We start from the raw sequence: 21,131 nt of genomic DNA, 5'->3' as shown, positions 1-21,131 counted from the left end.
CATCCTCGCCGCATCGCCGGCCGAACGCCGCGCACAGCGCCCGTCAGCCGTAGAACAGCGTCTCGAAAGCCTTCCTGGCGCGCCGCGTCACGCGCAGGTATTCCTCCTCGACGGCGGCCGCCGAGCGGTCGGGGTAGCCGAGGATCCGGCCGACGCCGTCGAGCTCGCGCGGATCAGCTGGCAGCACGTCCTTCGTCTGCCCGGTGAGCAGCGTCATCGCCGAGCGCAGCCGGCTGGAGAGCCGCCATGCCTCACGCAGCCGCTCCCCCGCCGCGGCCGGCACGAAACCGTTCTCGACGGCGACGTCGAGTGCCGCCAGCGTCGAGGTCGTGCGCAATGCCGGCACGGCATGCGCATGCTGCAGCTGCACGATCTGGATCAGCCACTCCACGTCGCTGAGAGTGCCGGGGCCGAGCTTGAGGTGCCGGCGCGGGTCCACGCCCTGCGGCAGGCGCTCGCCCTCGACGCGTGCCTTGATCCGCTTGATCTCCCGCAGCGACGTGAGATCCAGCGCCTCCGGATAGCGCACGCCGTCGGCGAGCTCCAGGAAGCGCTCGATGAGCTTGTGGCTGCCCGCGACGCCACGGGCGCGCAGCAGCGCCTGAGCCTCCCAGGACAGCGACCAGCGGCGGTAGTACGCGGCGTACGCGTCGAGGGTACGCACGAGAGGGCCGTTGCGCCCCTCTGGGCGCAGATCCGCGTCGAGCTCGAGCGGAAGCCGATGGTCGGTCAGGTGCTCCCGCAGCCCTGCGACGATCCGCGCGGCGAGCTGCTGCGCACGCTGCGCGTCGACACCGTTCGCGTCGTACACGAAGAGCACATCCGCGTCGGATCCGAATCCGAGCTCCGCGCCGCCGAAGCGCCCCATTCCGATGACGGAGAAGTCCAAGACGTCGTCTTCGTCGGGCACGACATCGCGGCGCACGGCTCGCAGCGCGGCCTGGATCGCGGCATCGGTGATCGTCGTGAGCGCCAACGCGACCTCGTCGATGCTCAGCACGTCCAGCACGGCGCCCATCGCGGTGCGCAACAACTCCCGGCGTCGCAGCGCCCGTACCGAGCGCATCGCATCCAGGATCGTGTCGTGCCGGGTCTGGATCGCCCTGGCCTCCTCATCGAGCGCCTGCCACGGCCGCGGTCGCAGCTGCTCGGTGCTCTCCAGCCACGCCACCGACTCCGGGATCCACTCCATCAGCTCGCCGATGTACCGCGAGGTCGAGAGCACGCGGGTGAGCCGCTCCGCGGCGCCCGACGAGTCGCGCAGCATGCGCAGGAACCAGGGCGTGTCGCCGAGCCGCTCGCTGATGCGCCGGAACGCGACCAAGCCGTAGTCGGGATCCGTGCCGTCCGCGAACCAGCGCACCATCACCGGCATCAGGTGCCGCTGGATCGTGGCCTTCCGGCTGAGTCCGGTGGTCAAGGCGCCGATGTGGCGGAGCGCACCGGCAGGGTCGCGGAAGCCGATCGCGGCGAGGCGGTCGTGCGCCTGGTCCGTGGAGAGCGTGCGCTCCTCCTCCGGCAACGATGCGACCGCGCTCAGCAGCGGACGATAGAACAGCCGGGTGTGCAGGTCCCGCACCTCACGGCGCACGTCCTCCCACACCCTCCTGATGCCGTCCGCAGTCTCGGCGAGGCCGGTGGCGCGGCCCAGCACGCGCAGCGCCTCCTCCTCGCGCGGCACGAGATGGGTGCGCTGCATCTCGCGCAGCTGCAGCCGGTGCTCGATCAGTCGCAGCACCCGGTAGTCCTGCGCGAACAGGCCGGCCTCGGCTCGGCCGATGTAGCCACCCGCGACGAGCGCGTCGAGCGACTCCAGCGTGCCCCTCGTGCGGATCTGCGGATCCGTGAGGCCGTGCACGAGCTGCAGCAGCTGCACGGTGAACTCGATGTCGCGCAGTCCTCCCGGCCCGAGTTTGAGCTGGTACGGCACGTCCTCGGCAGCGATGTGCTCGGTGACGCGCTCGCGCATGCGCTGCACGCTGCCGACGAAGTCCTCGCGTGCTGCACTCGACCACACCTTGGGCTGCACAGCCTCGATGTATGCCGTGCCCAGGGCGTCATCGCCGGCGATCGCCCGCGCCTTCAGCAGCGCCTGGAACTCCCAGCTCTTCGCCCAGCGGTCGTAGTAGGCGACGTGTGAGCCCAGGGAGCGCACGAGCGCGCCCTGCTTGCCCTCGGGGCGCAGCGCCGCGTCGACCTCCCAGAGCGGCGGCTCGGACTCGATCCCGGCGATGACCTGCATGGTCTCCCGCGCCAGCCGTGTGGCGATGTCGATCGCCCTGGGCTCGGTCAGCCGCTCCTCATCCGCGGTGCCCGCGACGAAGATGACGTCCACGTCGCTGACGTAGTTCAGCTCGCGCGCCCCGGTCTTGCCCATGCCGATGATCGCCAGCCGGGTCTGAGCGACGTCCCGCCGGACGTCGGCGGAACCGGCCGCGATCGCGGTGCGCGCGATCGCGAGCGCCGCCTCCAGCGCAGCGGACGCCGCATCCGCGAGCGCCGCCGAGACGTCCGCCACCGCGGCGACCGGATCCGATGCGGTCAGATCCCACGCCGCGATCCCTGCAACCGCACGCCGGTACGCGATGCGCAGCCGGATCCGGGCCGCCGCGTCTCCGGTCGCCGCGAACCCGTCAGCCGCATCCACGGAGGACAGCAGCAGGTCGCGCAGCCGCTCGGCGCTCGGCAGCGCCGAGCGGTCCTCACGCAGCAGCGCCAGCTCCTCCGGACGGCGTTCGAAGAACCGGCCGAGCCCCGGCGAGGCGCCGAACACCGCCCAGGCGCGGGCGCGCGGCGCCGTGTCCGACAGTACGGCGGCCACCCCGGTCGGATCCCGGCGGGCGACGCGGATGAGCCCGGCCAGCGCCTCGTCGGGATCGGCGCTGCGCAGCGGCTCGATCAGCGTCGACGGCGTGAGCCCGGTGATCTCTCCCAGTTCACGCAGCCCGGCGGACGCGGCGGACAGGCCGACGAAGCCCAGCCGGGCGAGCGCGGACAGCGAGAGCGAGTCGTCGAAACGGGGCACTACGACCCCTGCTCAGAGCAGTTCGAGGTTGCTCTTGAGCTCGAACGGCGTGACCTGACCGCGGTACGCCTCCCACTCCTTGCGCTTGTTCAGCAGCACATAGTTGAAGACCTGCTCGCCGAGCGTTTCGGCGACGAGTTCCGAATCCTCCATGAGTTCGAGTGCGTGGTCCAGGCTCGCAGGCAGCGCCGCGTAGCCGAGCGCACGCCGTTCCGCGTCGCTCAGAGACCAGACGTTGTCCTCGGCCTCGGGTGGCAGCTCGTAGCCCTCCTCGATGCCCTTGAGCCCGGCCGCGAGCATGAGGGCGTACGCCAGATACGGGTTGGCCGCAGAGTCCAGGGCGCGGTACTCGATCCGCGTGGACTGGCCCTTGTTGGGCTTGTACATCGGCACCCGGATCAGCGCGGAGCGGTTCGCGTGGCCCCATGTCACGAAGCTGGGCGCCTCGTCGCCGCCCCAGAGCCGCTTGTACGAGTTCACGAACTGGTTCGTCACCGCCGCGATCTCGTTCGCGTGCCGCAGGAGCCCAGCGATGAACTGGCGCCCCGGGCGGGAGAGCTGGTACTTCGCCCCCTCCTCGTAGAACGCGTTCAAGTCGCCCTCGAACAGCGACAGGTGCGTGTGCATGCCGCTGCCGGGGTGGTTGTTCAGGGGCTTCGGCATGAACGTCGCGTACACGCCCTGCTCGATCGCCACCTCCTTCACCACGGTGCGGAAGGTCATGATGTTGTCGGCGGTGGTGAGCGCGTCCGCGTAGCGCAGGTCGATCTCGTTCTGGCCGGGACCGCCCTCATGATGGCTGTACTCCACCGAGATGCCGAGGTCCTCCAGCATCCGCACAGCGCTGCGCCGGAAGTCGTGCGCCGTACCGCCGGGCACGTTGTCGAAATAGCCCGCCGAGTCCGCCGGGACGGGCCCCTCGGGCCCGAACTGCGACGACTTCAGCAGGTAGAACTCGATCTCGGGGTGCGTGTAGAACGTGAAGCCCGCATCAGCCGCCTTGGCGAGGGTGCGCTTGAGCACGTGCCGCGGGTCCGCGACGGCCGGACGACCGTCCGGCGTGGTCAGGTCGCAGAACATCCGCGCCGTGGGGTCGATCTCCCCGCGCCAGGGCAGGATCTGGAAGGTCGTCGGATCCGGCTGCGCGAGCAGATCCGACTCGAAGGTGCGGGTCAGGCCCTCGATCGCGGAGCCGTCGAACCCGATGCCCTCGGCGAAGGCGCCCTCGACCTCGGCCGGGGCGATCGCCACCGACTTCAGGGTGCCGATCACGTCGGTGAACCAGAGTCGGATGAACTTGACGCCGCGCTCCTCAATGGTGCGCAGCACGAAGTCCCGCTGCTTGTCCATTCCGCTCATCGAGTACCGTCCGTGCCCTTGCCCCAGTTGTCCTCGGCCGCATCCTCATCGGCCCAGGCCTTGGCACGCTCCTGGAGCACCTCCGGGGCGCGACTGGCCTCCTCGGCGGTGTCGAACGGGCCGATCCGGTCGATAGACGGCGATTCCAGACCGTATTCGACCTCACCGGTGCTGCTGTTGAACCAGTACTTGTTCTCGCCGGACATCGCTGCTCCTCCTGGGCTTTGTCACGATCCTACTGGCGTGCCCGCCTCTCGCTAGGCTGTTGCGCATGGCAAAAGCGATCGGCGTCGACATCGGCGGCACGGGTATCAAGGCAGGAATCGTCGACCTCGAGCACGGGACCATGGCGTCCGACCGCGTACGTGTGCCCACCCCCGAGGGCGCCTCGCCCCAGGATGTGCTGACGGCCGTCCAAACCGTGCTGCGGACCCTCGAGGTGCACGAGTCGACCCTTCCACTCGGCGTCGCCTTCCCCGCGATCGTCAAGCGCGGAAGGACGCTCTCCGCCGCCAACGTCTCGAAGAAGTGGATCGACTTCGACGCCGAGCGCTTCTTCCGGGACGGCCTGGGTCGCAACATCGTCTTCGTGAACGACGCGGACGCTGCCGGTGTCGCCGAGGCGCGCCACGGCGCGGCACGCGACGTCATCGGGCTCACCCTGATGACCACGCTCGGCACCGGCATCGGCTCCGCCTTCCTGTACGACGGCGTCCTGATCCCCAACTCCGAACTCGGGCACCTCAACTTCCGCGAGTTCGAATCCGTGGAGAAGTGGGCGGCCACCTCCGCCCGCGAACGCGAGGGGCTCAGCTGGGCGGCATGGGCCGAGCGCCTGCAGGCCTTCTACTCGCACATCGAGTTCCTCTTCAGCCCCGACCTGTTCGTCGTCGGCGGCGGCGTGTCCAAGAACGCAGGCGATTTCCTCCCGCTTCTCGAACTCAAGACACCGATCGTCCCGGCCATCCACCGCAACAACTCCGGCATCATCGGCGCGGCCTCGCTCGCCGGCGACTGACGCCCCCTGCACGCCGAAAGGCCCGGATCCGCTGAGCTGCGGATCCGGGCCTTCTTCGTGTGAGGAACGGGCCGGCCTGTACGCCGGGTTCTGTGCCGGGGCCCCTCTCGGGGCATCCCTTCGACGGTCATCTCTCTCGGCGACGCGTTGCCGCGCCGCTCCAGCGGCCTACCCGGGGACTCGGCGAGCCGCGTCATCATCCCCTGTCTGGCCTTGCTCCGGGCGAGGTTTACCTGGCGGGCCGTGTCGCCACGGCCCCCGGTGGTCTCTTACACCACCCTTTCACCCTTACCTCGGTCCTTGCGGGCCGCGGCGGTCTTCTCTCTGTGGCACTGTCTCGCGGATTGCTCCGGGTGGGTGTTACCCACCGCCCTGCCCTGTGGAGCCCGGACGTTCCTCGGTGCGGTCTCCCGCCACGCGACCGTCCAGCCGACCCGTTCGCATCCAGTCTACGAGTCCTTGCCCGCGTCCTCGGCGATGCGCAGGTCGAGGGGGATGTCGATCTCGAACCCGGGGAACAGCCGGCGCGTCGCCGCGTCCGCCGCGTCCTGCACCACACGCGCGGCCTCGTCGGCCTGCGCGACAGGCGCGTGCACGATCACCTCGTCGTGCAGGAAGAACGCCAGATGCGCGCGCCGTGAGAACACCGGTCCAGAACCGGACGCAGGCTCGGCAGCCTCGGGCAGCGCGGTCAGGCGGTGCCGGATCTCGGCCAACCAGAGCAGCGACCATTCGGCCGCGGTGCCCTGCACCACGAAGTTGCGGGTGAACCGGCCGCGATCCCTGGCTCTGCTACGCGCCAGCCGCTCGTCGGCGCCGTCCGCATCGGGGTCGCTCGCCCGCGACTGCGTCGCGGTCCAGAGCACATCCGGCCGTGGCGAACTGCGGCCGAGCAGCGTCGAGACGACGCCCCCGTCCTCCCCCGTCTTCGCCGCGCCGTCCACGAGCGCCATCGCCCGGGGGAAAACGCTGCGCAGCCGCGGACCGAGCTGGCCGCTCGGTCCCGTGGTCGCGCCGTACATGGCCCCGAGGACCGCGTACTTCGCCTCCTGACGCGTCTGAACCGCACCCGAGCGCACGACGCCCTCGTACAGGTCGGCGCCACGCGCAGCCGCAGCCATCGCCCGGTCCTTCGACATCGCCGCGAGCACCCGCGGCTCCAGCTGCGCCACGTCCGCGCACACCAGCGTCCAGCCGGCATCGGCGCGCACCGCCGGGCGCAGGCTCCGCGGGATCTGCAATGCTCCCCCGCCGCTGGACGCCCAGCGCCCGGTGACCACGCCGCCGGTGAGGTAGACGGGCCGGAAGCGCTCCTCGCGCACCCACTCCGCGAGCCACGCCCAGCCGTTGGCGGAGTAGAGCCGGGCCAGCTTCTTGTACGTCAGGAGCGGTTCGACGACGGGGTGCTCGACCTCGCCGAGTTCCCAGCGCGACGTCGAGTCGACCAGGATCCCGGCTCGCCGCAGCGCCTTCAGCAGACGCGGCGGGCTGTCGGGGTTGACCGTGGCGTCCTCCAGGGCCTCTCCGATCACGGCCGCCAGCTCGGCCATCCGAGCGGGCCGCGCACCGGGCACCGGCCGCGGGCCGAGCGCCTCGGCGAGCAATTGCTCGTGCACGGCGGTGCTCCACGGCAGGCCGGCGGCCGTCATCTCCTCGGCGACGAGAGCCCCGGTCGACTCGGCGGCGCACAGCAGAGCGAGGCGACCGTCCGGGGCACGCCCCAGAGCGGCGCGCTGGCGAGCGTACTCGGCGAGGAGTTCATCGATCTCCACGTACGGGTCGCCGGAGGCCTGTGACGCGACCTCATGCAGATCGAACAGCGCGGGCGTCTCGATCGTCGTCGCCAGCGGATCCGAGCGGATCCAGCGCGACGAAGCCGGGACCGGATCCGCCAGACTCGCCGTATCGCGCAGGATCGCGTGGCAGAGCACCAGGTCGTGCGCGCGGCGGATCCGTATCCCGGCGGCGAGCAGCGGCGGGTACACCTCGCGGAGATGACGCACCACCCACCGCGGATGGGCCCGCTCCTCCAGAGCGGCCACCTCGGTGGTCAGCGCGGATGCCGCGATCTCATTCCTGCACAGCTCTGCGCCGTCCTCGTCGAACAGCACCAGAGTCCAGCTGGTTCGTGCGGACCGCCCCAGCACGACCTCGTGCGGAGCAGCCGATTCGATCATGTCTTCGAATCTACGCCCTCCGGGAGCCAGGCACGGCATCCGCGATTCTGTACACCGGATCCTCGGGTGTGTCGGTGTGTATCGCCGCGCGCGCACCCGAAGCCGGCGGCGGTTAGCGTGGAGTCACCGGAGAGGAGTCCCCATGTCCGATGCGTCCCCCTTCATCGCCCACAACGGCTTCGCCCTGCCTGCCCAGGGCCTCGGCACCTACGGTTTCCGCGGAGAGGCCGGTGCGGATGCGGTCCGCAGCGGCATCGAGAACGGCTATCGGCTGATCGACTCCGCCTTCAACTACGAGAACGAAGGTGCGGTCGGCTGGGGCATCTCCGGGGCAGCCGTCGACCGGGCCGAACTCATCGTCACCTCGAAACTCGCCGGGCGCCACCACGCGCGCGCCAAGGCGCTCGACGCGATCGAGGAGAGCCGGTTCCGCCTCGGCGTCGATGCGATCGACCTGTTTCTCATCCACTGGCCGCTGCCGCGCGTGGACGCGTACATCGAGGCCTGGCAGGCGCTCATCGAGGCGCGCGACCGGGGCCTGGTACGCCAGATCGGCGTGTCGAACTTCCTGCCGGAGCACCTGGAACGCATCGAGGACGCGACCGGGGTGCGCCCCGTGGTCAACCAGATCGAGCTGCACCCGCGCTTCCCGCAGGAGGAGGCCCTGGCGTACCACCGCGCTCACGGCATCCTCACCGAGGCGTGGAGCCCGCTCGGCAGAGCCGGCGAGGTGCTCGAAGATCCGGCGGTCACCGCCGTCGCCGCAGCGCACGGCCTGACGCCTGCGCAGGCCGTGCTGGCCTGGCACGCCGGACGCGGCGTGGTGGCGATCCCGAAGGCCGCCTCGGCCGAGCATCAGACCCTGAACCTCGCCGCGGCCCAGGTGCGGCTGAGCGTCGACGAGATCGCCGCGATCACGGCTCTCGGCGCACCCGACGGGCGCCTCTGGGACGCGGATCCGGCCACGCACGAGGAATTCTGAGCGCGCTCCACCGCCGGGGTCGGCGCCGCCCCGCTCACTCCGCAGGGGCGGAGCTCTTCTGGCCCGACTCCTCGGTGCGGATCAGGATGCACCCGCACTCGGGGCATGAGACCACGTCGTCGTCCGCAGCCTGGCGGATGGCGTTCAGGTCCGTACCGGAGAGCACCATGCGGCACCCCTCGCAGGTGGCGCGGCGCAACAGCGCCGCGCCCGCGGTGCGTCCGACGCGGCGCTGGTACTCGGCCATGAGCGACGGGGAGACCGAGTCGACGAGCGCGACGCGGTCTCGAGCGAGCTGCTCGCCCTCGGTCGTCGCTGCGGCGATGAGGGCCTTGGCCTCCGCGGTCAGCCGCGTGCCCTCGGCCACGGTCTGGTCGATGAGCGCCTGCTGGGCGGAGACGGCCGCCTCGGCATCCTCCAACCGGCCCATGAGCTCGAGCTCGGCGTCTTCCAGGTCGCTGATCCGGCGTGCGAGGCTCGCGATCTCCTGCTCGAGGGCGACCGCGTCCTTGGGGTTCTGCGTGGCAGCGAGCCGGCCGGCATCGCGGTCGCGGCGCTGTGCCGCGAGGGCGACATCCGACTCGAGGCGCTTCAGCTCGGTCTGCACGTCATCGCGCGTTCCGGCCAGTTCGGTCAGCTCGCGCAGCTGTCCCTGCCGCTGCGCGGAGAGCTCGTTGATCCGCTCCCCCTGCACCGGATGCGTGCGCGCGTAGTCGGCCTGCGCGATACGGCGGTCGATGTCGGCGATGTCGAGGAGCACGATCTGGTGCGCGGGGTTGGCTTTCACGCGTCCAAATCTACGCCAGGCGGGAAACCGGCCGCGCGCGCATCCCGCGTCAGGACACGTCGCCGTCGACGTAGAGCCATTGGCCGTCCTCGCGCACGAAGCGACTGCGCTCATGCAGCACGCCACGACCCGTCGCGTCCCGGTGGATCGCTTCGAACTCCACGATGCCCTCCGTGTCGAAGGGCCCTCCAGCGTGCTTCGCGAGGATGTCGAGGCGGAGCCAGCGCAGATGCGCGTCGAGGTCCAGCTGCGCCGGCCGGGTCGTCGGATGCCAGGAGCGCAGCAGGTACGCGGCATCGCCGACCACGAACGCCGTGTAGCGGGAGCGCATGAGACGCTCCGCGGTGGGCGCAGGTCGCCCCGCGAGGATCGGACCGCAGCAGGTCTCGAAGAGGTCGCCGCTGCTGCAGGGGCAGCGCTGCGCCGCCCTTCCGGCCATCGATCCATCGCTCATCCCGTCCAGCCTATTCGTTGATGTCGATACCCTTCGGAATACCCCTAGGGGGTATATGGTTGGTCCGATCATGGACGAACGAACGCAGAACGGCAGCCCCCACGCCGACGGCATCGCGACGCACGGTCATGGAACGGCGCACGAGACGCCGACCCCGACGGATCACACGCAGATGCACGACTCCCCTACGGATCACGGCGACATCGATCACGCGGAACTGCACGCCCACTCGGGCCATGCCGGCCACTCGGGCCACGCCGGGCACGGCGATCACGTCGCGCGATTCCGGCGCCTGTTCTGGATCATGCTCGTCCTGGCAGTCCCCGTCGTCGCCTTCTCCCCCATGTTCGCCATGCTCGTCGGGTACCACGTTCCCGACACCCTCGTCGTGCGGGCGATCCCGCCGGTGATCGGCACCGTGCTGTACGCGTGGGGCGGACAGCCGTTCCTGGCCGGCGCGATCTCCGAGCTGCGCGCACGGCGTCCGGGGATGATGCTGCTGATCGCGCTCGCGATCACCGTCGCCTTCCTCGCCTCCTGGGGTGCGACTCTCGGAGTCCTCGACCATGAACTCGACTTCTGGTGGGAACTCGCCCTCCTCGTCGTGATCATGCTGCTCGGGCACTGGATCGAGATGCGTTCCCTGGCCCGGACGACGTCCGCACTCGACTCACTGGCCGCACTCCTGCCCGATGAGGCGGAGCGCCTCGTCGGCGACGACGTGGAGCTCGTGTCACCGGCGGAGCTCCGGGTCGGCGATGTCGTCCTGATCCGCCCCGGCGGACGCGTGCCCGCGGATGCGGTGGTGGCGGAGGGATCCGCCACCGTCGACGAGTCCATGATCACGGGCGAGTCGCGCGCGGTGCCGCGCACCGTGGGCGACCAGGTCGTCGCCGGCACGATCGCGACGGACTCGGCCTTGCGCGCCCGCGTGACGGCGGTAGGTGTCGACACCGCCCTCGCGGGCATCGGACGGCTCGTGGCCGAAGCGCAGTCGTCCTCGTCCCGGGCGCAGCGCCTCGCGGACCGCGCCGCGGGCTGGCTGTTCTGGTTCGCCCTCATCGCCGGCATCGTGACCGCCGTGGTGTGGACCGCGATCGGCCTCCCCGACGCCGCCGTCGTGCGGGTCATCACCGTGCTCGTGATCGCCTGCCCGCACGCACTCGGCCTGGCGATCCCGCTGGTCGTCTCGATCGCGACGGAGCGGGCCGCGCACGGCGGGATCCTGGTGAAGGACCGGATGGCCCTCGAGCGGATGCGCCAGGTCGATGCCGTGCTGTTCGACAAGACCGGCACGCTGACGGAGGGTGCTCCCGCTGTGATCGGGATCGCCGTCGCGGCGGGCTTCACCGAGGACGAGGTGCTCGGCGCCGCCGCCTCTGCAGAGTCCGACTCCGAGCACCCGCTCGCCACGGCGATCCGCACGGCCGCTGAGAACCGCGGTCTGGCCCGAGGCGCCGTGTCGGGATTCCGCTCCGAGCCGGCGCTCGGTGTCCGGGCCGTCCTCGACGGCCGCAGCGTCGAGGTGGGCGGACCGGGGCTGCTCGCGCAGACCGGCGCGGCGGAGATGCCCGAGGCGTCGGCGTGGCGTGCCGAGGGTGCGATCATCCTGCACGTGCTCGTGGACGGAAGGCTCGCCGGAGCTCTCAAGCTGGCCGATGCGATCCGGGCGGAGTCCCGCGATGCGGTGCGGGCACTCCAGCAGCGCGGCGTCGACGTCGTCATGATCACCGGCGACGCCGAGGCGGTCGCCGCGTCCGTGGCGGCGGAACTCGGCATCCGGCGGTTCTTCGCCGGCGTGCGCCCCGAGGACAAGTCGACGCGGGTCGCCGAGCTGCAGGCCGAGGGACGGGTGGTCGCCATGGTGGGCGACGGTGTCAACGACGCCCCCGCACTGGCCACGGCGGACGTGGGCATCGCGATCGGCGCCGGCACCGACGTGGCCATCGGATCCGCCGGGGTCGTGCTGGCCAGTTCGGATCCGCGCTCGGTGGTCGCGACGATCGACCTGTCGCGGGCCGCCTACCGCAAGATGCGGCAGAACCTGTGGTGGGCGGCCGGATACAACCTCGCCGCCGTGCCTCTCGCCGCGGGCGTGCTCGCCCCCATCGGCTTCCTGCTGCCGATGTCGGTCGGTGCGATCCTGATGTCGGTCTCCACCGTGGTCGTCGCCCTCAACGCGCAGCTGCTGCGCCGGCTCGACCTGCGGCCCGAGAGCGTCGCCGCCTCACCGGAGCACGGCTCGCACTGAATGTCCGGTGGCCCGGCCGGATCGGACTCAGAGTCCGATCCGGTCCAGAGCGCCTGCCAGACGATCGACCGTGCCGTCCACATCCGCGAGCTTGTCGAGACCGAACAGCCCGATCCGGAACGTCGAGAACGATTCCGGCTCTCCGCAGTGCAGCGGCACACCGGCCGCGATCTGCAGCCCCTGCTCGCGGAACAGCGCTCCGGTGCGCAGTCCCAGCTCCGTGGTGTGCACCACGGCGACGCTCGGCGAGGCGAATCCCTCCGCGGCCACCGAGGGCAGACCACGCTCGGCCAGCAGGGCGCGCACCCGGCTGCCGAGGTCCCACTGAGCGGCACGCAACGCCTCGAAGCCCCGCTCGCGGGTCTCGGTCATGAGTGCGGCGTTGTGCGCGAGCGTGTCGGTCGGCATGGTGGCGTGGTACGGCGCACGGCCCGCCACATACTCCTCGGAGATCCACAACCATTTCGCCAGGTCCATGGCGAAGCTCGACGACGTGCGCGACGTCACAGCCTCGCGACCCGCGTCGCCGAGCATCACATAACCGGCGCCGGGTGATCCGCTCCACCCCTTCTGCGGAGCGCTCAGCAGCACGTCCACGCCGAGGGCTGCCATGTCCACCCAGAGCGCACCCGACGCGATCGAGTCCAGGACGAACAGCCCGCCGACCTCGTGCACCGCGTCGGCGAGAGCGCGCACATAGTCATCGGGCAGCAGGATCCCCGCCGCCGTCTCGACGTGCGGTGCGAAGACGACCTCGCTGCGCTGGGCGCGGATCGCGGCGACCACCTCGTCGATCGGTGCGGGGGCCCAGGCAGCCTGCGCGCCATCGGAATCCGGGCGCGCCGCGCACACAACCGTGTTGTGCGCGACGTCGCCGGCATCGAGGATCTGCGACCAGCGGTAGGAGAACAGTCCGTTGCGCACGATGAGGCAGCGGCGCCCGGTGGCGAGCTGGCGAGCGACGCCCTCCATCGCGTAGGTCCCGCCACCCGGGACGATCGCCGTCGTCGTCGCGCCATAGGCGGCCCGCAGATCGGACTGCACGCTCTGCATCACGCGGAGGAATCGCGCGGACATGTGGTTCAGGGAGCGGTCCGTGAAGACCACCGAGTACTCCAGCAGGCCGTCGGGATCGACATCGTCGTGCGGAAGGTTCATGCGCTCAGCCTGGCACACCGCTCCCGCTAGGCTGGAGGGAACGCGCCTATAGCTCAGTTGGTAGAGCACGTCCTTTACACGGATGTGGTCGGGAGTTCGAGTCTCTCTGGGCGCACCGCGAGGCGCCCATCGATCAGACGAGCCTCTTGCCCTCCGTCTTCGGCGCCCACAGCCAGGTGACCAGCGCGCCGAGTGCGAGCACCCCGGCGAGCCAGTACATCGACACGGACACTCCCCACTTCTCCAGGCTGATCGGCAGCAGGAATGTCCCGATCGCCGAGCCGATGCGGCTGGTCGCGTTGAGCAGGCCGACGCCGCTCCCCCGCAGATGCGTCGGGAAGAGCTCGGGCGGGTACACCTGGGTGATGTTCGACGCCGCGGACATCACGAACGAATAGACCACGAACGGGATGAGCATCAGCCACGGCGACGCCTCCGCGAGGAGCCCGAGCAGAGCCAGCATCACGGTCATGATGACGAACGTCCAGAACGTGAAGGCCTTGCGCGGGAATCGCACGATCGCCCAGAGGCCCGCGACGCCACCGGCCAACAGGAAGATGTTGATCAGCAGGTTCTGCACGTTCGCGTCCGACACCTTCATCGCCTCGAGGATCGTGTAGACGAACGTGTAGATGGCGAAGTACGGGAGCACCTGGCAGGTGTAGAACAGGATCCCGAACCAGGTGCTCTTGCGCAGCGCGGGGCTGAAGAGCTCGCGGTAGCTGCTCTTCTCCTCGACATGAGCTGCCGGGATGAAGATGTTCCCCGTCTTGAGATACTTCTCCGCGATCGCTGCGGCCTCATCGCCGCGCCCCCTGCTGATGAGCCAGCCCGGCGACTCGGGTGAGCCGATGCGCACGATCAGGACGAACAGAGCCGGGATGAATCCTGAGGCGAGAAGCCAGCGCCAGGTGTCCGGGCCCACGTTCACATAGGCGCCGATCACGTTGGCGATGACATAGCCGACGGTCCACAGCACGGTCAGCGAGGAGAGCATGAGGCCGCGGGACTTGCGCGGCGCGAACTCCGACAGGAGCGTCGGACCGACGGCGTAGTCCGCGCCGAGACCGAAGCCGATCAGCAGGCGAAGCACGAAGATCGTCTCGACGTTCGGTGCCCAGAACTGCGCCAGGGATGCGGCGGCGATCAGGATGAAGTTCAGGACGTAGACGCGCTGCCGACCGATCCGGTCGCTGATCCGGCCGAGGATCAGCGACCCGAAGAACAGGCCGATCAGCGCCGAGCTCGCCAGCATGCCCTGCCAGAACCCGTCGACGTGCCACTGCTGCGACAGCAGGGGCAACGCGCCGCCGATGATCCCCAGCGCATAGCCGTCCGAGAAGTTGGCGCCGAAGGTCATCATCGTGACCTTGAAGTGGAACCGTCCGAACGGGATCTGATCGAGAGCGATCTTCCCTTCCGGGACCGGCTCCTGGGCCTCGTCGGTGATGGCGGAATTCATCAGCAGCTCCCTTGCCACGTTGTGTTCCCATGTAGTGAAATAGCAATTGTTCACCACATGAAACTTGGTGACTGCCAGAATGTCAAGACCCGAGTGCGAAGCGCTCCGTCGGAAGGAGTCCCATGATCGACGCGAAGGGGCGGTCGAATCGAGCCACCGCGCCTGCGGCGGCGTCCGCAGGTGTCACGATCGTGCTCGGCGACCAGCCGCTGCAGCTGGACGACATCCGAGTCTTCGCCGAGGACGGCGCGCGCGCGCAATACTCGGCGGCGGCCGTTGATGCCATCGCTCTTGCCCACGACACCCTGCTGCGCCTCGCCGAGACGCGCCCGGTCTACGGTCTCTCCACGGGAGTCGGCGCACGGCGCAGCGTCGCCGTCGTGCGCGACAGGGCGTCGTGTCTGCGCCTCTGGCGCAGCCACGCGCTCCAATACGGTCCTGCCGTCGACGCCGAGCGCGTACGGGCGATGCTGCTCATCCGCGCCAACCAGCTCGCGCAGGGCGGATCCGGCGTCAGCCCGGCGCTCGCCGGCGCCCTGCTCGCCGCGACGACCCGCGAGGATCCGCCGACGGTGGCCTTCGGCGGCGCGCTCGGCACGGGCGATCTCGGCGCGCTCGCGGCCCTTGCGCTCCAGATCACCGCGGACGAGCCCTCCGGTCCGTTCGCCGCTTCCGACGGCCTTCCGTTCATGAGCAGCAGTGCGCTGACACTCGCCGATGCGGCGCTCACGCTCGTCGATCTCGATCGTGCGATCGATGTGGCGATGGTGCTCGGTGCCGCGACCGCGACAACACTTCGGACGACGGCCGAGCACTTCGCGGCGGCGGCGTTCGCGGACCGCTACCCGGCGATGCGCGATGCCGCGACCAGGCTCGCCCCCTCCGACACTGGCCCCAGCGCGCGAGTGCAGGACCCCTTCTCGATGCGCCTGCTGCCGCAGTCGCTCGGCTCCGTGCGGTTGTCCTGGGAGCGCTGCCGGGATGCGATGCTGGCCGAAGTCAACAGTGCGCACGAGAACCCCCGCGTGTTCATCCGTGAGGAGCAGGTCGCGCACACTGGCAACTTCTACACCGTCGACCTGGAACTCGCCTGCGGTACGGCGCTGCGCGCCCTCGCTCAGGACGCGAGCCTGCTCCTCGCGCGGCTCGGGCTGCTCATGAACCCCCGCTACACCGATCAGGCCGAGTTCCTCGGCGACGGAACTCCCGATGCGACGGGGGCGATGATGCTGGAGTACGTCGCGGCCGCGGCGCTCGCCGACATCCGGGACCTCGCAGCCGCGCACGGGGGTCATGGCGTGCATCTCTCGCTCGGCGCCGAGGAGCATGCACCGTTCACGCCGCAGGCGGTGCGGCGCCTCCGTCTCGCGACGGAGAGCTACCGTACGATGCTCGCCTGCTTCGCGGTCGCCCTGCGTCGCCTGCCCGGTGCGGAAGACCTGCTGCGGGGTTTGCCGGAGAGGCACGGCGGACTCGAGGACCGCGATCTGAGCAGTGAGCTCGCCGACACCGCGTCGGCGCTGGATAGGATTCGGCTCGGTGAGTCGCGCGAGTAGACGGAGGAGCATCGATGAGCACGATCGGACCCGGCGGGGTGCCTGCCGCGGAGGAGAGAGCTGAGGCGCTCGACTCGGGTTCGGGTCCCCGTTCCGTGCACAGGGCGCTCGAGCTGCTCACGATCGTGGTCGAGACGGGACCCCAGCCGCTCACCGAGCTGGCGCGCGCGAGCGGTCTGCCCACGAGCACGACGATGCGTTCGCTGCGCGCCCTCGAGCACTGGGGCTATGTCGCACGCACAGCCGACGGCGGCTACGTCTCCGGTCACCGCTTCGCCCGCTCGCGCTTCGACGCAGAACCCGCCACCGCGGAGCACCTCTTCGAGCGCTCCGCAGAGGTGCTGCAACGGCTCACGGACCTCAGCGGAGAGTCGAGCTACCTGACCGTTCGCGGCCCCGGGCGCAGCTGCATCTATCTGCGTGAGGTGCAGAGCGACCAGCCGATCCGGCACGTCGGCTTCGCCGGATGGGCGGGCCGTACGGTGCAGATGGACGGCTCGGCGGTCGGCGCCGTCCTGGACGGCGAGACGCCGGACACCGGGTTCGTGGCTCTCGGTGCGGTGTCCGCGCCCGACGCCACCGTCATCGCGGCTCCCGTGCTCGACAGCGAGGGCGCCGTCGTCGCGGCCCTCAGCATCGTCGGGCCGAGTTTCCGCATGGGTGCGGATCGCGTTCAGCAGCTCGGCGGACTCGTGCGCGACGCCGCGCAGAACCTGACTGCGGTACTCCGCCCCGAGCACTCCGCACCGACGACGACGGACGCAGACCTTCGATAACCGGCCTGACCGCTGGGAGGGCTAGGCTGAGATCCGCGCGTCTTTTGTGCGGAGTCGACAAGCCTCCCCGGCGCCGCATCCCGATTTCGTTGGCATGACCTGCCAGACAGACGAAAGGCCTCCTGTGACTGTTCACGACCAGGATCCGTACTCCCAGGGCCCGCTCGACAGCGATCCCGAAGAGACCAGCGAATGGCAGCAATCGCTCGACGAACTCGTCGACGCGAAGGGCCACGGCCGCGGCCGCGAGATCATGCTCAGCCTGCTGAAGCGCTCGAAGGACCTGCATCTGGGCGTGCCGATGGTCCCGACCACGGACTACATCAACACCATCGCCCCGGAGAACGAGGCCGCCTTCCCCGGCGACGAGGACCTCGAGCGCCGATACCGGCACTGGATCCGCTGGAACGCCGCGATCACCGTGCACCGCGCGCAGCGGCCCGGCATCGGCGTCGGCGGTCACATCTCCACCTACGCCTCGGCCGCCTCGCTGTACGAAGTCGGCCACAACCACTTCTTCCGCGGGCGCGATGACGCCGCCGGCGGGGACCAGATCTTCTACCAGGGCCACGCCTCCCCCGGCATGTACGCCCGCGGCTTCCTCGAGGGCCGGATCACCGAGCAGCAGCTCGACGCGTTCCGCCAGGAGAAGTCCGGCGCCCCGAACGGCCTTCCCTCCTATCCGCACCCGCGGATGATGCCGGAGTTCTGGCAGTTCCCGACCGTGTCGATGGGCCTCGGACCGATCAACGCGATCTACCAGGCGATGACGAACAAGTACCTCGCCAACCGCGGCATCAAGCAGAACGACTCCCATGTGTGGGCGTTCCTCGGCGACGGCGAGATGGACGAGGTCGAGTCGCGGGGCCAGCTCCAGGTGGCCGCGAACGAGGGTCTGGACAACCTCACCTTCGTGATCAACTGCAACCTGCAGCGCCTCGACGGTCCGGTCCGCGGCAACGGCAAGATCATCCAGGAGCTGGAGAGCTTCTTCCGCGGGGCCGGCTGGAACGTCATCAAGGTCGTCTGGGGCCGGGAGTGGGACGACCTGCTCGCCCGCGACACCGACGGCGCCCTGCTGAACCTGATGAACGTCACGCCCGACGGCGACTACCAGACCTTCAAGGCGGAGAGCGGCGCCTACGTGCGCGAGAACTTCTTCGGCCGCGACGAGCGCGCGCTCGCCCTGGTCAAGGACTACTCCGACGACGACATCTGGCACCTGCGCCGCGGCGGCCACGACTACCGCAAGGTGTACGCCGCCTACAAGGCCGCCATGGAGCACAAGGGCCAGCCGACCGTCATCCTCGCCAAGACCGTCAAGGGCTACGGCCTGGGTCCGCACTTCGAGGGCCGCAACGCGACCCACCAGATGAAGAAGATGACGCTGGACGACCTCAAGCTGTTCCGCGACACCATGCACATCCCGATCTCGGACGCGCAGCTCGAGGCCGACCCGTACCGTCCGCCGTACTACCACCCGGGACAGAACGACGAGACGATCCAGTACATGCTGGAACGCCGTCGCGACCTGGGTGGCTTCCTCCCCGAGCGCCGCAGCACGCACGTCGGCCTGAACCTCCCCGAGGACAAGGACTACGCGCTGCCGAAGAAGGGATCCGGCAACCAGGAGGTCGCCACGACCATGGCCTTCGTGCGCATGGTCAAGGACCTCATGCGGGTCAAGGGCTTCGGCGAGCGCCTCGTCCCGATCATCCCCGACGAGGCGCGCACGTTCGGCATGGACGCGTACTTCCCCACGGCGAAGATCTACAACCCGAACGGCCAGAACTACACTGCGGTCGACCGGGAGCTGCTGCTCGCGTACAAGGAGAGCCCGCAGGGGCAGATCATGCACGTGGGCATCAACGAGGCCGGCGCGGCTGCGGCGTTCACCGCCACCTCGACGGCGTACTCCACGCATGGCGAGCCGCTCATCCCGATCTACATCTTCTACTCGATGTTCGGCTACCAGCGCACCGGCGACGCGTTCTGGGCGGCCGGCGACCAGATGGGCCGCGGCTTCATCATCGGCGCCACGGCCGGTCGCACCACGCTGACCGGCGAGGGCACGCAGCACGCGGACGGCCAGTCCCCGCTGCTCGCCTCGACCAACCCCGCCACGCTCGTCTACGACGCGGCGTACGGCTACGAGGTCTCGCACATCGTGCAGGCCGGCATCGAGCAGATGTACGGCGGCACCCACCCGAACCCGGACGTCATGTACTACCTGACGGTGTACAACGAGCCGATGCGGATGCCGGCAGAACCTGCGGACGTGGACGCGGAGGGGATCCGGAAGGGTCTGCACCGCATCTCCGTCGGATCCGGCGAGGGGCAGCGCGTGCAGTTGCTCGCCTCGGGCGTCGGTGTGCCGTGGGCGATCGAGGCACAGGAGCTGCTGCTCGCCGATTGGGGCGTGTCCGCGGACGTGTGGTCGGTCACCTCGTGGACCGAGCTGCGCCGCGACGGCCTGGCCGTCGACGAGCACAACTTCCTGCACCCGGACCAGGAGCCGCAGACGGCGTACCTCACCGAGAAGCTGAAGGACGCCCAGGGTCCGTTCATCGCGACGAGCGACTACATGCACGCGGTGCAGGACCAGATCCGCCAGTGGGTCCCCGGTGCGTACTACACGCTGGGCGCCGACGGCTTCGGCTTCGCCGACACGCGTGCCGCCGCTCGCCGCTTCTTCAAGATCGACGGCCCGTCCATGGTCGTCCGCGCTCTGCAGGCGCTCGCGGACGAGGGGCGGATCGACCGCTCCGTCGTGGGACAGGCGATCGCGAAGTACGACCTGTACAACGTGAACGCCGGCACCAGCGGCAACGCCGGTGGCGACAGCTGATGCCAGCGGCACGATGAGCAGACCTCCCGAGATGACCAAGGAGGAGACGCTGGCGTGGCTGCGCCGCATCTCCGGGGATCTCGCCACGGCGACCCTGCAGCGTCTCGAGGACTCGCTGCCCTGGTACGCCGAGATGCCACCGGCCCGACGCTCCGCCGTCGGGCTGGTGGCCCAGGCGGGCATCACCTCGTTCATCCAGTGGTACGACGACCCCACGTCGACCCCCTGGATCGCCGCGGACATCTTCGCCGCCGCACCGCGTGAGCTGCTGCGCAGCGTGAGCCTGCAGCAGACGCTGCAGCTCATCCGCGTCACCGTCGAGGTGACAGAGGAGCGCGTGGCAGGCAACGGCCAGCACCTGCGCGACGCCATCCTGCTGTACTCGCGCGACGTGGCCTTCGCGGCCGCCGATGTGTACGCGCGCGCCGCCGAGGCCCGAGGGCTGTGGGACGCGCGCCTGGAGGCGCTCGTCGTGGACTCGATCCTCACCGGCGAAGCCGACGAGGAGCTGCCCAGCCGCATCGCCGCCCTCGGCTGGCACGGCCACGGCGAGGTCTGCGTGATCGTGGGAACCACACCGCCGCAGTTCGATGTGGACCAGGTGCGCCGCACCGCGCGCAAGCTGGCGGTCGACGTGCTGATCGGCGTGCAGGGGTCACGACTCGTGCTGGTGGTCGGGCGCGCCAAGCCCGCCGCCACGGACGACGCCACCGACGGCACTGAGCCCGCTGAGTTCTCCTTCGCGGAGATCGCCCGCACCTTTGAGCCCTCCTTCGGGCCGGGGCACATGGTGGTCGGCCCCGCCGTCGCCGCACTCGTCGACGCCGGGCAGAGCGCCCGTGCCGCCCTGGCCGGTTTCGCCGTGGCGCGCGCCTGGCGCGGCGCGCCGCGGCCCGTCGACGCCGACGAGCTGCTGCCGGAGCGCGCGATCGCCGGCGACCCGCTGGCCAAGCAGACCCTCATCGAGCGCGTGTTCCGTCCGCTGCACGACCACTCCACCGACCTCGTCACGACGCTGTGGAGCTACCTCGACAACGGCCGTTCCCTCGAGGCGACCGCGCGGGAGCTGTTCGTGCACCCGAACACCGTGCGCTACCGCCTGAAGCGCATCAGCGAGGTGATCGGCTGGGACGCCACCGGTCCGCGTGAGGCCTTCATCCTGCAGACCGCGCTCGTGCTCGGCACGATCGGCACGGCGGATCCGGTCCGGCGCGGACTTCGTCCTCGTCGCCCGCGCTGATCCTTCGACGCCGCGATACCGAACGCGTTGTACGTCTC

At 70.0% G+C, this 21,131-nt stretch carries 15 protein-coding genes, 1 tRNA gene and 1 other RNA gene; 8 read left to right on the top strand and 9 right to left on the bottom strand.

The window, feature by feature from the left end:
• Positions 1-43 precede the first annotated feature (43 nt).
• The 3 genes from AC1DMN_RS00410 to AC1DMN_RS00400 are packed head-to-tail and all read right to left on the bottom strand — an operon-like array spanning position 44 to position 4,590.
• Positions 44-3,025 (bottom strand): bifunctional [glutamine synthetase] adenylyltransferase/[glutamine synthetase]-adenylyl-L-tyrosine phosphorylase, encoded by a 2,982-nt coding sequence (locus tag AC1DMN_RS00410; protein WP_477229019.1) that lies wholly within the window; start codon positions 3,023-3,025, stop codon positions 44-46.
• A gap of 12 nt (positions 3,026-3,037) precedes the next feature.
• Positions 3,038-4,375 (bottom strand): glutamine synthetase family protein, encoded by a 1,338-nt coding sequence (locus AC1DMN_RS00405; RefSeq protein ID WP_477229018.1) that lies wholly within the window; start codon positions 4,373-4,375, stop codon positions 3,038-3,040.
• Between the two features lie 5 nt (positions 4,376-4,380).
• Positions 4,381-4,590, bottom strand: coding sequence for an SPOR domain-containing protein (locus AC1DMN_RS00400; protein WP_440731906.1), 210 nt, complete (start codon positions 4,588-4,590; stop codon positions 4,381-4,383).
• Positions 4,591-4,655: 65 nt separating this feature from the next.
• Here AC1DMN_RS00400 and ppgK point away from each other — a divergent pair, with 65 nt between their 5' ends.
• Positions 4,656-5,402, top strand: a complete 747-nt coding sequence (gene ppgK, locus AC1DMN_RS00395; protein WP_441977829.1) for a polyphosphate--glucose phosphotransferase — start codon at positions 4,656-4,658, stop codon at positions 5,400-5,402.
• A 63-nt stretch (positions 5,403-5,465) separates the two neighbouring features.
• On the opposite strand, the gene rnpB is transcribed toward ppgK, so the two are convergent.
• Together rnpB and AC1DMN_RS00385 are read right to left on the bottom strand one after the other, a co-directional pair.
• Positions 5,466-5,839: RNase P RNA component class A (gene rnpB, locus AC1DMN_RS00390), an RNA gene on the bottom strand.
• A 12-nt stretch (positions 5,840-5,851) separates the two neighbouring features.
• Complete coding sequence (locus AC1DMN_RS00385; RefSeq protein ID WP_477229017.1) at positions 5,852-7,579, bottom strand: bifunctional 3'-5' exonuclease/DNA polymerase; 1,728 nt, start codon at positions 7,577-7,579, stop codon at positions 5,852-5,854.
• A 142-nt stretch (positions 7,580-7,721) separates the two neighbouring features.
• On the opposite strand from AC1DMN_RS00385, the gene AC1DMN_RS00380 reads away from it, so the two are divergent.
• Positions 7,722-8,561, top strand: coding sequence for an aldo/keto reductase (locus AC1DMN_RS00380; RefSeq protein WP_441977831.1), 840 nt, complete (start codon positions 7,722-7,724; stop codon positions 8,559-8,561).
• Positions 8,562-8,595: 34 nt separating this feature from the next.
• Here the strand turns inward: AC1DMN_RS00380 and AC1DMN_RS00375 are convergent, their stop codons facing one another.
• Together AC1DMN_RS00375 and AC1DMN_RS00370 are read right to left on the bottom strand one after the other, a co-directional pair.
• Positions 8,596-9,348 (bottom strand): zinc ribbon domain-containing protein, encoded by a 753-nt coding sequence (locus AC1DMN_RS00375; protein WP_441977832.1) that lies wholly within the window; start codon positions 9,346-9,348, stop codon positions 8,596-8,598.
• A 49-nt stretch (positions 9,349-9,397) separates the two neighbouring features.
• Positions 9,398-9,802, bottom strand: a complete 405-nt coding sequence (locus AC1DMN_RS00370; RefSeq protein WP_477229016.1) for a YchJ family protein — start codon at positions 9,800-9,802, stop codon at positions 9,398-9,400.
• Positions 9,803-9,872: 70 nt separating this feature from the next.
• On the opposite strand from AC1DMN_RS00370, the gene AC1DMN_RS00365 reads away from it, so the two are divergent.
• Positions 9,873-12,053, top strand: coding sequence for a heavy metal translocating P-type ATPase (locus AC1DMN_RS00365; protein WP_477229015.1), 2,181 nt, complete (start codon positions 9,873-9,875; stop codon positions 12,051-12,053).
• A 27-nt stretch (positions 12,054-12,080) separates the two neighbouring features.
• On the opposite strand, the gene AC1DMN_RS00360 is transcribed toward AC1DMN_RS00365, so the two are convergent.
• Positions 12,081-13,211 (bottom strand): aminotransferase class V-fold PLP-dependent enzyme, encoded by a 1,131-nt coding sequence (locus AC1DMN_RS00360; protein WP_441977834.1) that lies wholly within the window; start codon positions 13,209-13,211, stop codon positions 12,081-12,083.
• A gap of 42 nt (positions 13,212-13,253) precedes the next feature.
• On the opposite strand from AC1DMN_RS00360, the gene AC1DMN_RS00355 reads away from it, so the two are divergent.
• A tRNA-Val gene (locus AC1DMN_RS00355) sits at positions 13,254-13,326 on the top strand.
• An 18-nt stretch (positions 13,327-13,344) separates the two neighbouring features.
• On the opposite strand, the gene AC1DMN_RS00350 is transcribed toward AC1DMN_RS00355, so the two are convergent.
• Positions 13,345-14,673, bottom strand: a complete 1,329-nt coding sequence (locus AC1DMN_RS00350) for an MFS transporter (protein ID WP_440731914.1) — start codon at positions 14,671-14,673, stop codon at positions 13,345-13,347.
• Positions 14,674-14,795: 122 nt separating this feature from the next.
• On the opposite strand from AC1DMN_RS00350, the gene AC1DMN_RS00345 reads away from it, so the two are divergent.
• From AC1DMN_RS00345 to AC1DMN_RS00330, 4 genes are all read left to right on the top strand, one after another.
• Complete coding sequence (locus tag AC1DMN_RS00345) at positions 14,796-16,229, top strand: aromatic amino acid lyase (RefSeq protein ID WP_477229014.1); 1,434 nt, start codon at positions 14,796-14,798, stop codon at positions 16,227-16,229.
• A 14-nt stretch (positions 16,230-16,243) separates the two neighbouring features.
• Entirely contained in the window at positions 16,244-17,005 is a 762-nt protein-coding gene (locus AC1DMN_RS00340) for an IclR family transcriptional regulator (RefSeq protein WP_477229013.1), read from the top strand.
• A gap of 124 nt (positions 17,006-17,129) precedes the next feature.
• Positions 17,130-19,853 (top strand): pyruvate dehydrogenase (acetyl-transferring), homodimeric type, encoded by a 2,724-nt coding sequence (aceE, locus tag AC1DMN_RS00335; RefSeq protein ID WP_477229012.1) that lies wholly within the window; start codon positions 17,130-17,132, stop codon positions 19,851-19,853.
• Between the two features lie 13 nt (positions 19,854-19,866).
• Positions 19,867-21,093: a PucR family transcriptional regulator gene (locus AC1DMN_RS00330; protein ID WP_440731918.1), complete on the top strand. Its 1,227-nt coding sequence runs from the start codon at positions 19,867-19,869 to the stop codon at positions 21,091-21,093.
• Positions 21,094-21,131: the final 38 nt, after the last annotated feature.

This window comes from Microbacterium sp. 01T413_2, from assembly GCF_056398985.1.
The sequence above is the reverse complement of the archived record's forward strand: the minus strand, read 5'-3'. Positions and strand labels throughout refer to the sequence as shown.

Bases quoted from the DNA above. Each gene is read 5' to 3' on its own strand.
- AC1DMN_RS00405 (WP_477229018.1), bottom strand. From the start codon at position 4,375: ATGGACAAGCAGCGGGACTTCGTGCTGCGCACCATTGAGGAGCGCGGC.
- AC1DMN_RS00400 (WP_440731906.1), bottom strand. From the start codon at position 4,590: ATGTCCGGCGAGAACAAGTACTGGTTCAACAGCAGCACCGGTGAGGTC.
- ppgK (WP_441977829.1), top strand. From the start codon at position 4,656: ATGGCAAAAGCGATCGGCGTCGACATCGGCGGCACGGGTATCAAGGCA.
- AC1DMN_RS00385 (WP_477229017.1), bottom strand. From the start codon at position 7,579: ATGATCGAATCGGCTGCTCCGCACGAGGTCGTGCTGGGGCGGTCCGCA.
- AC1DMN_RS00380 (WP_441977831.1), top strand. From the start codon at position 7,722: ATGTCCGATGCGTCCCCCTTCATCGCCCACAACGGCTTCGCCCTGCCT.
- AC1DMN_RS00370 (WP_477229016.1), bottom strand. From the start codon at position 9,802: ATGAGCGATGGATCGATGGCCGGAAGGGCGGCGCAGCGCTGCCCCTGC.
- AC1DMN_RS00365 (WP_477229015.1), top strand. From the start codon at position 9,873: ATGGACGAACGAACGCAGAACGGCAGCCCCCACGCCGACGGCATCGCG.
- AC1DMN_RS00360 (WP_441977834.1), bottom strand. From the start codon at position 13,211: ATGAACCTTCCGCACGACGATGTCGATCCCGACGGCCTGCTGGAGTAC.
- AC1DMN_RS00350 (WP_440731914.1), bottom strand. From the start codon at position 14,673: ATGAATTCCGCCATCACCGACGAGGCCCAGGAGCCGGTCCCGGAAGGG.
- AC1DMN_RS00345 (WP_477229014.1), top strand. From the start codon at position 14,796: ATGATCGACGCGAAGGGGCGGTCGAATCGAGCCACCGCGCCTGCGGCG.
- AC1DMN_RS00340 (WP_477229013.1), top strand. From the start codon at position 16,244: ATGAGCACGATCGGACCCGGCGGGGTGCCTGCCGCGGAGGAGAGAGCT.
- AC1DMN_RS00330 (WP_440731918.1), top strand. From the start codon at position 19,867: ATGAGCAGACCTCCCGAGATGACCAAGGAGGAGACGCTGGCGTGGCTG.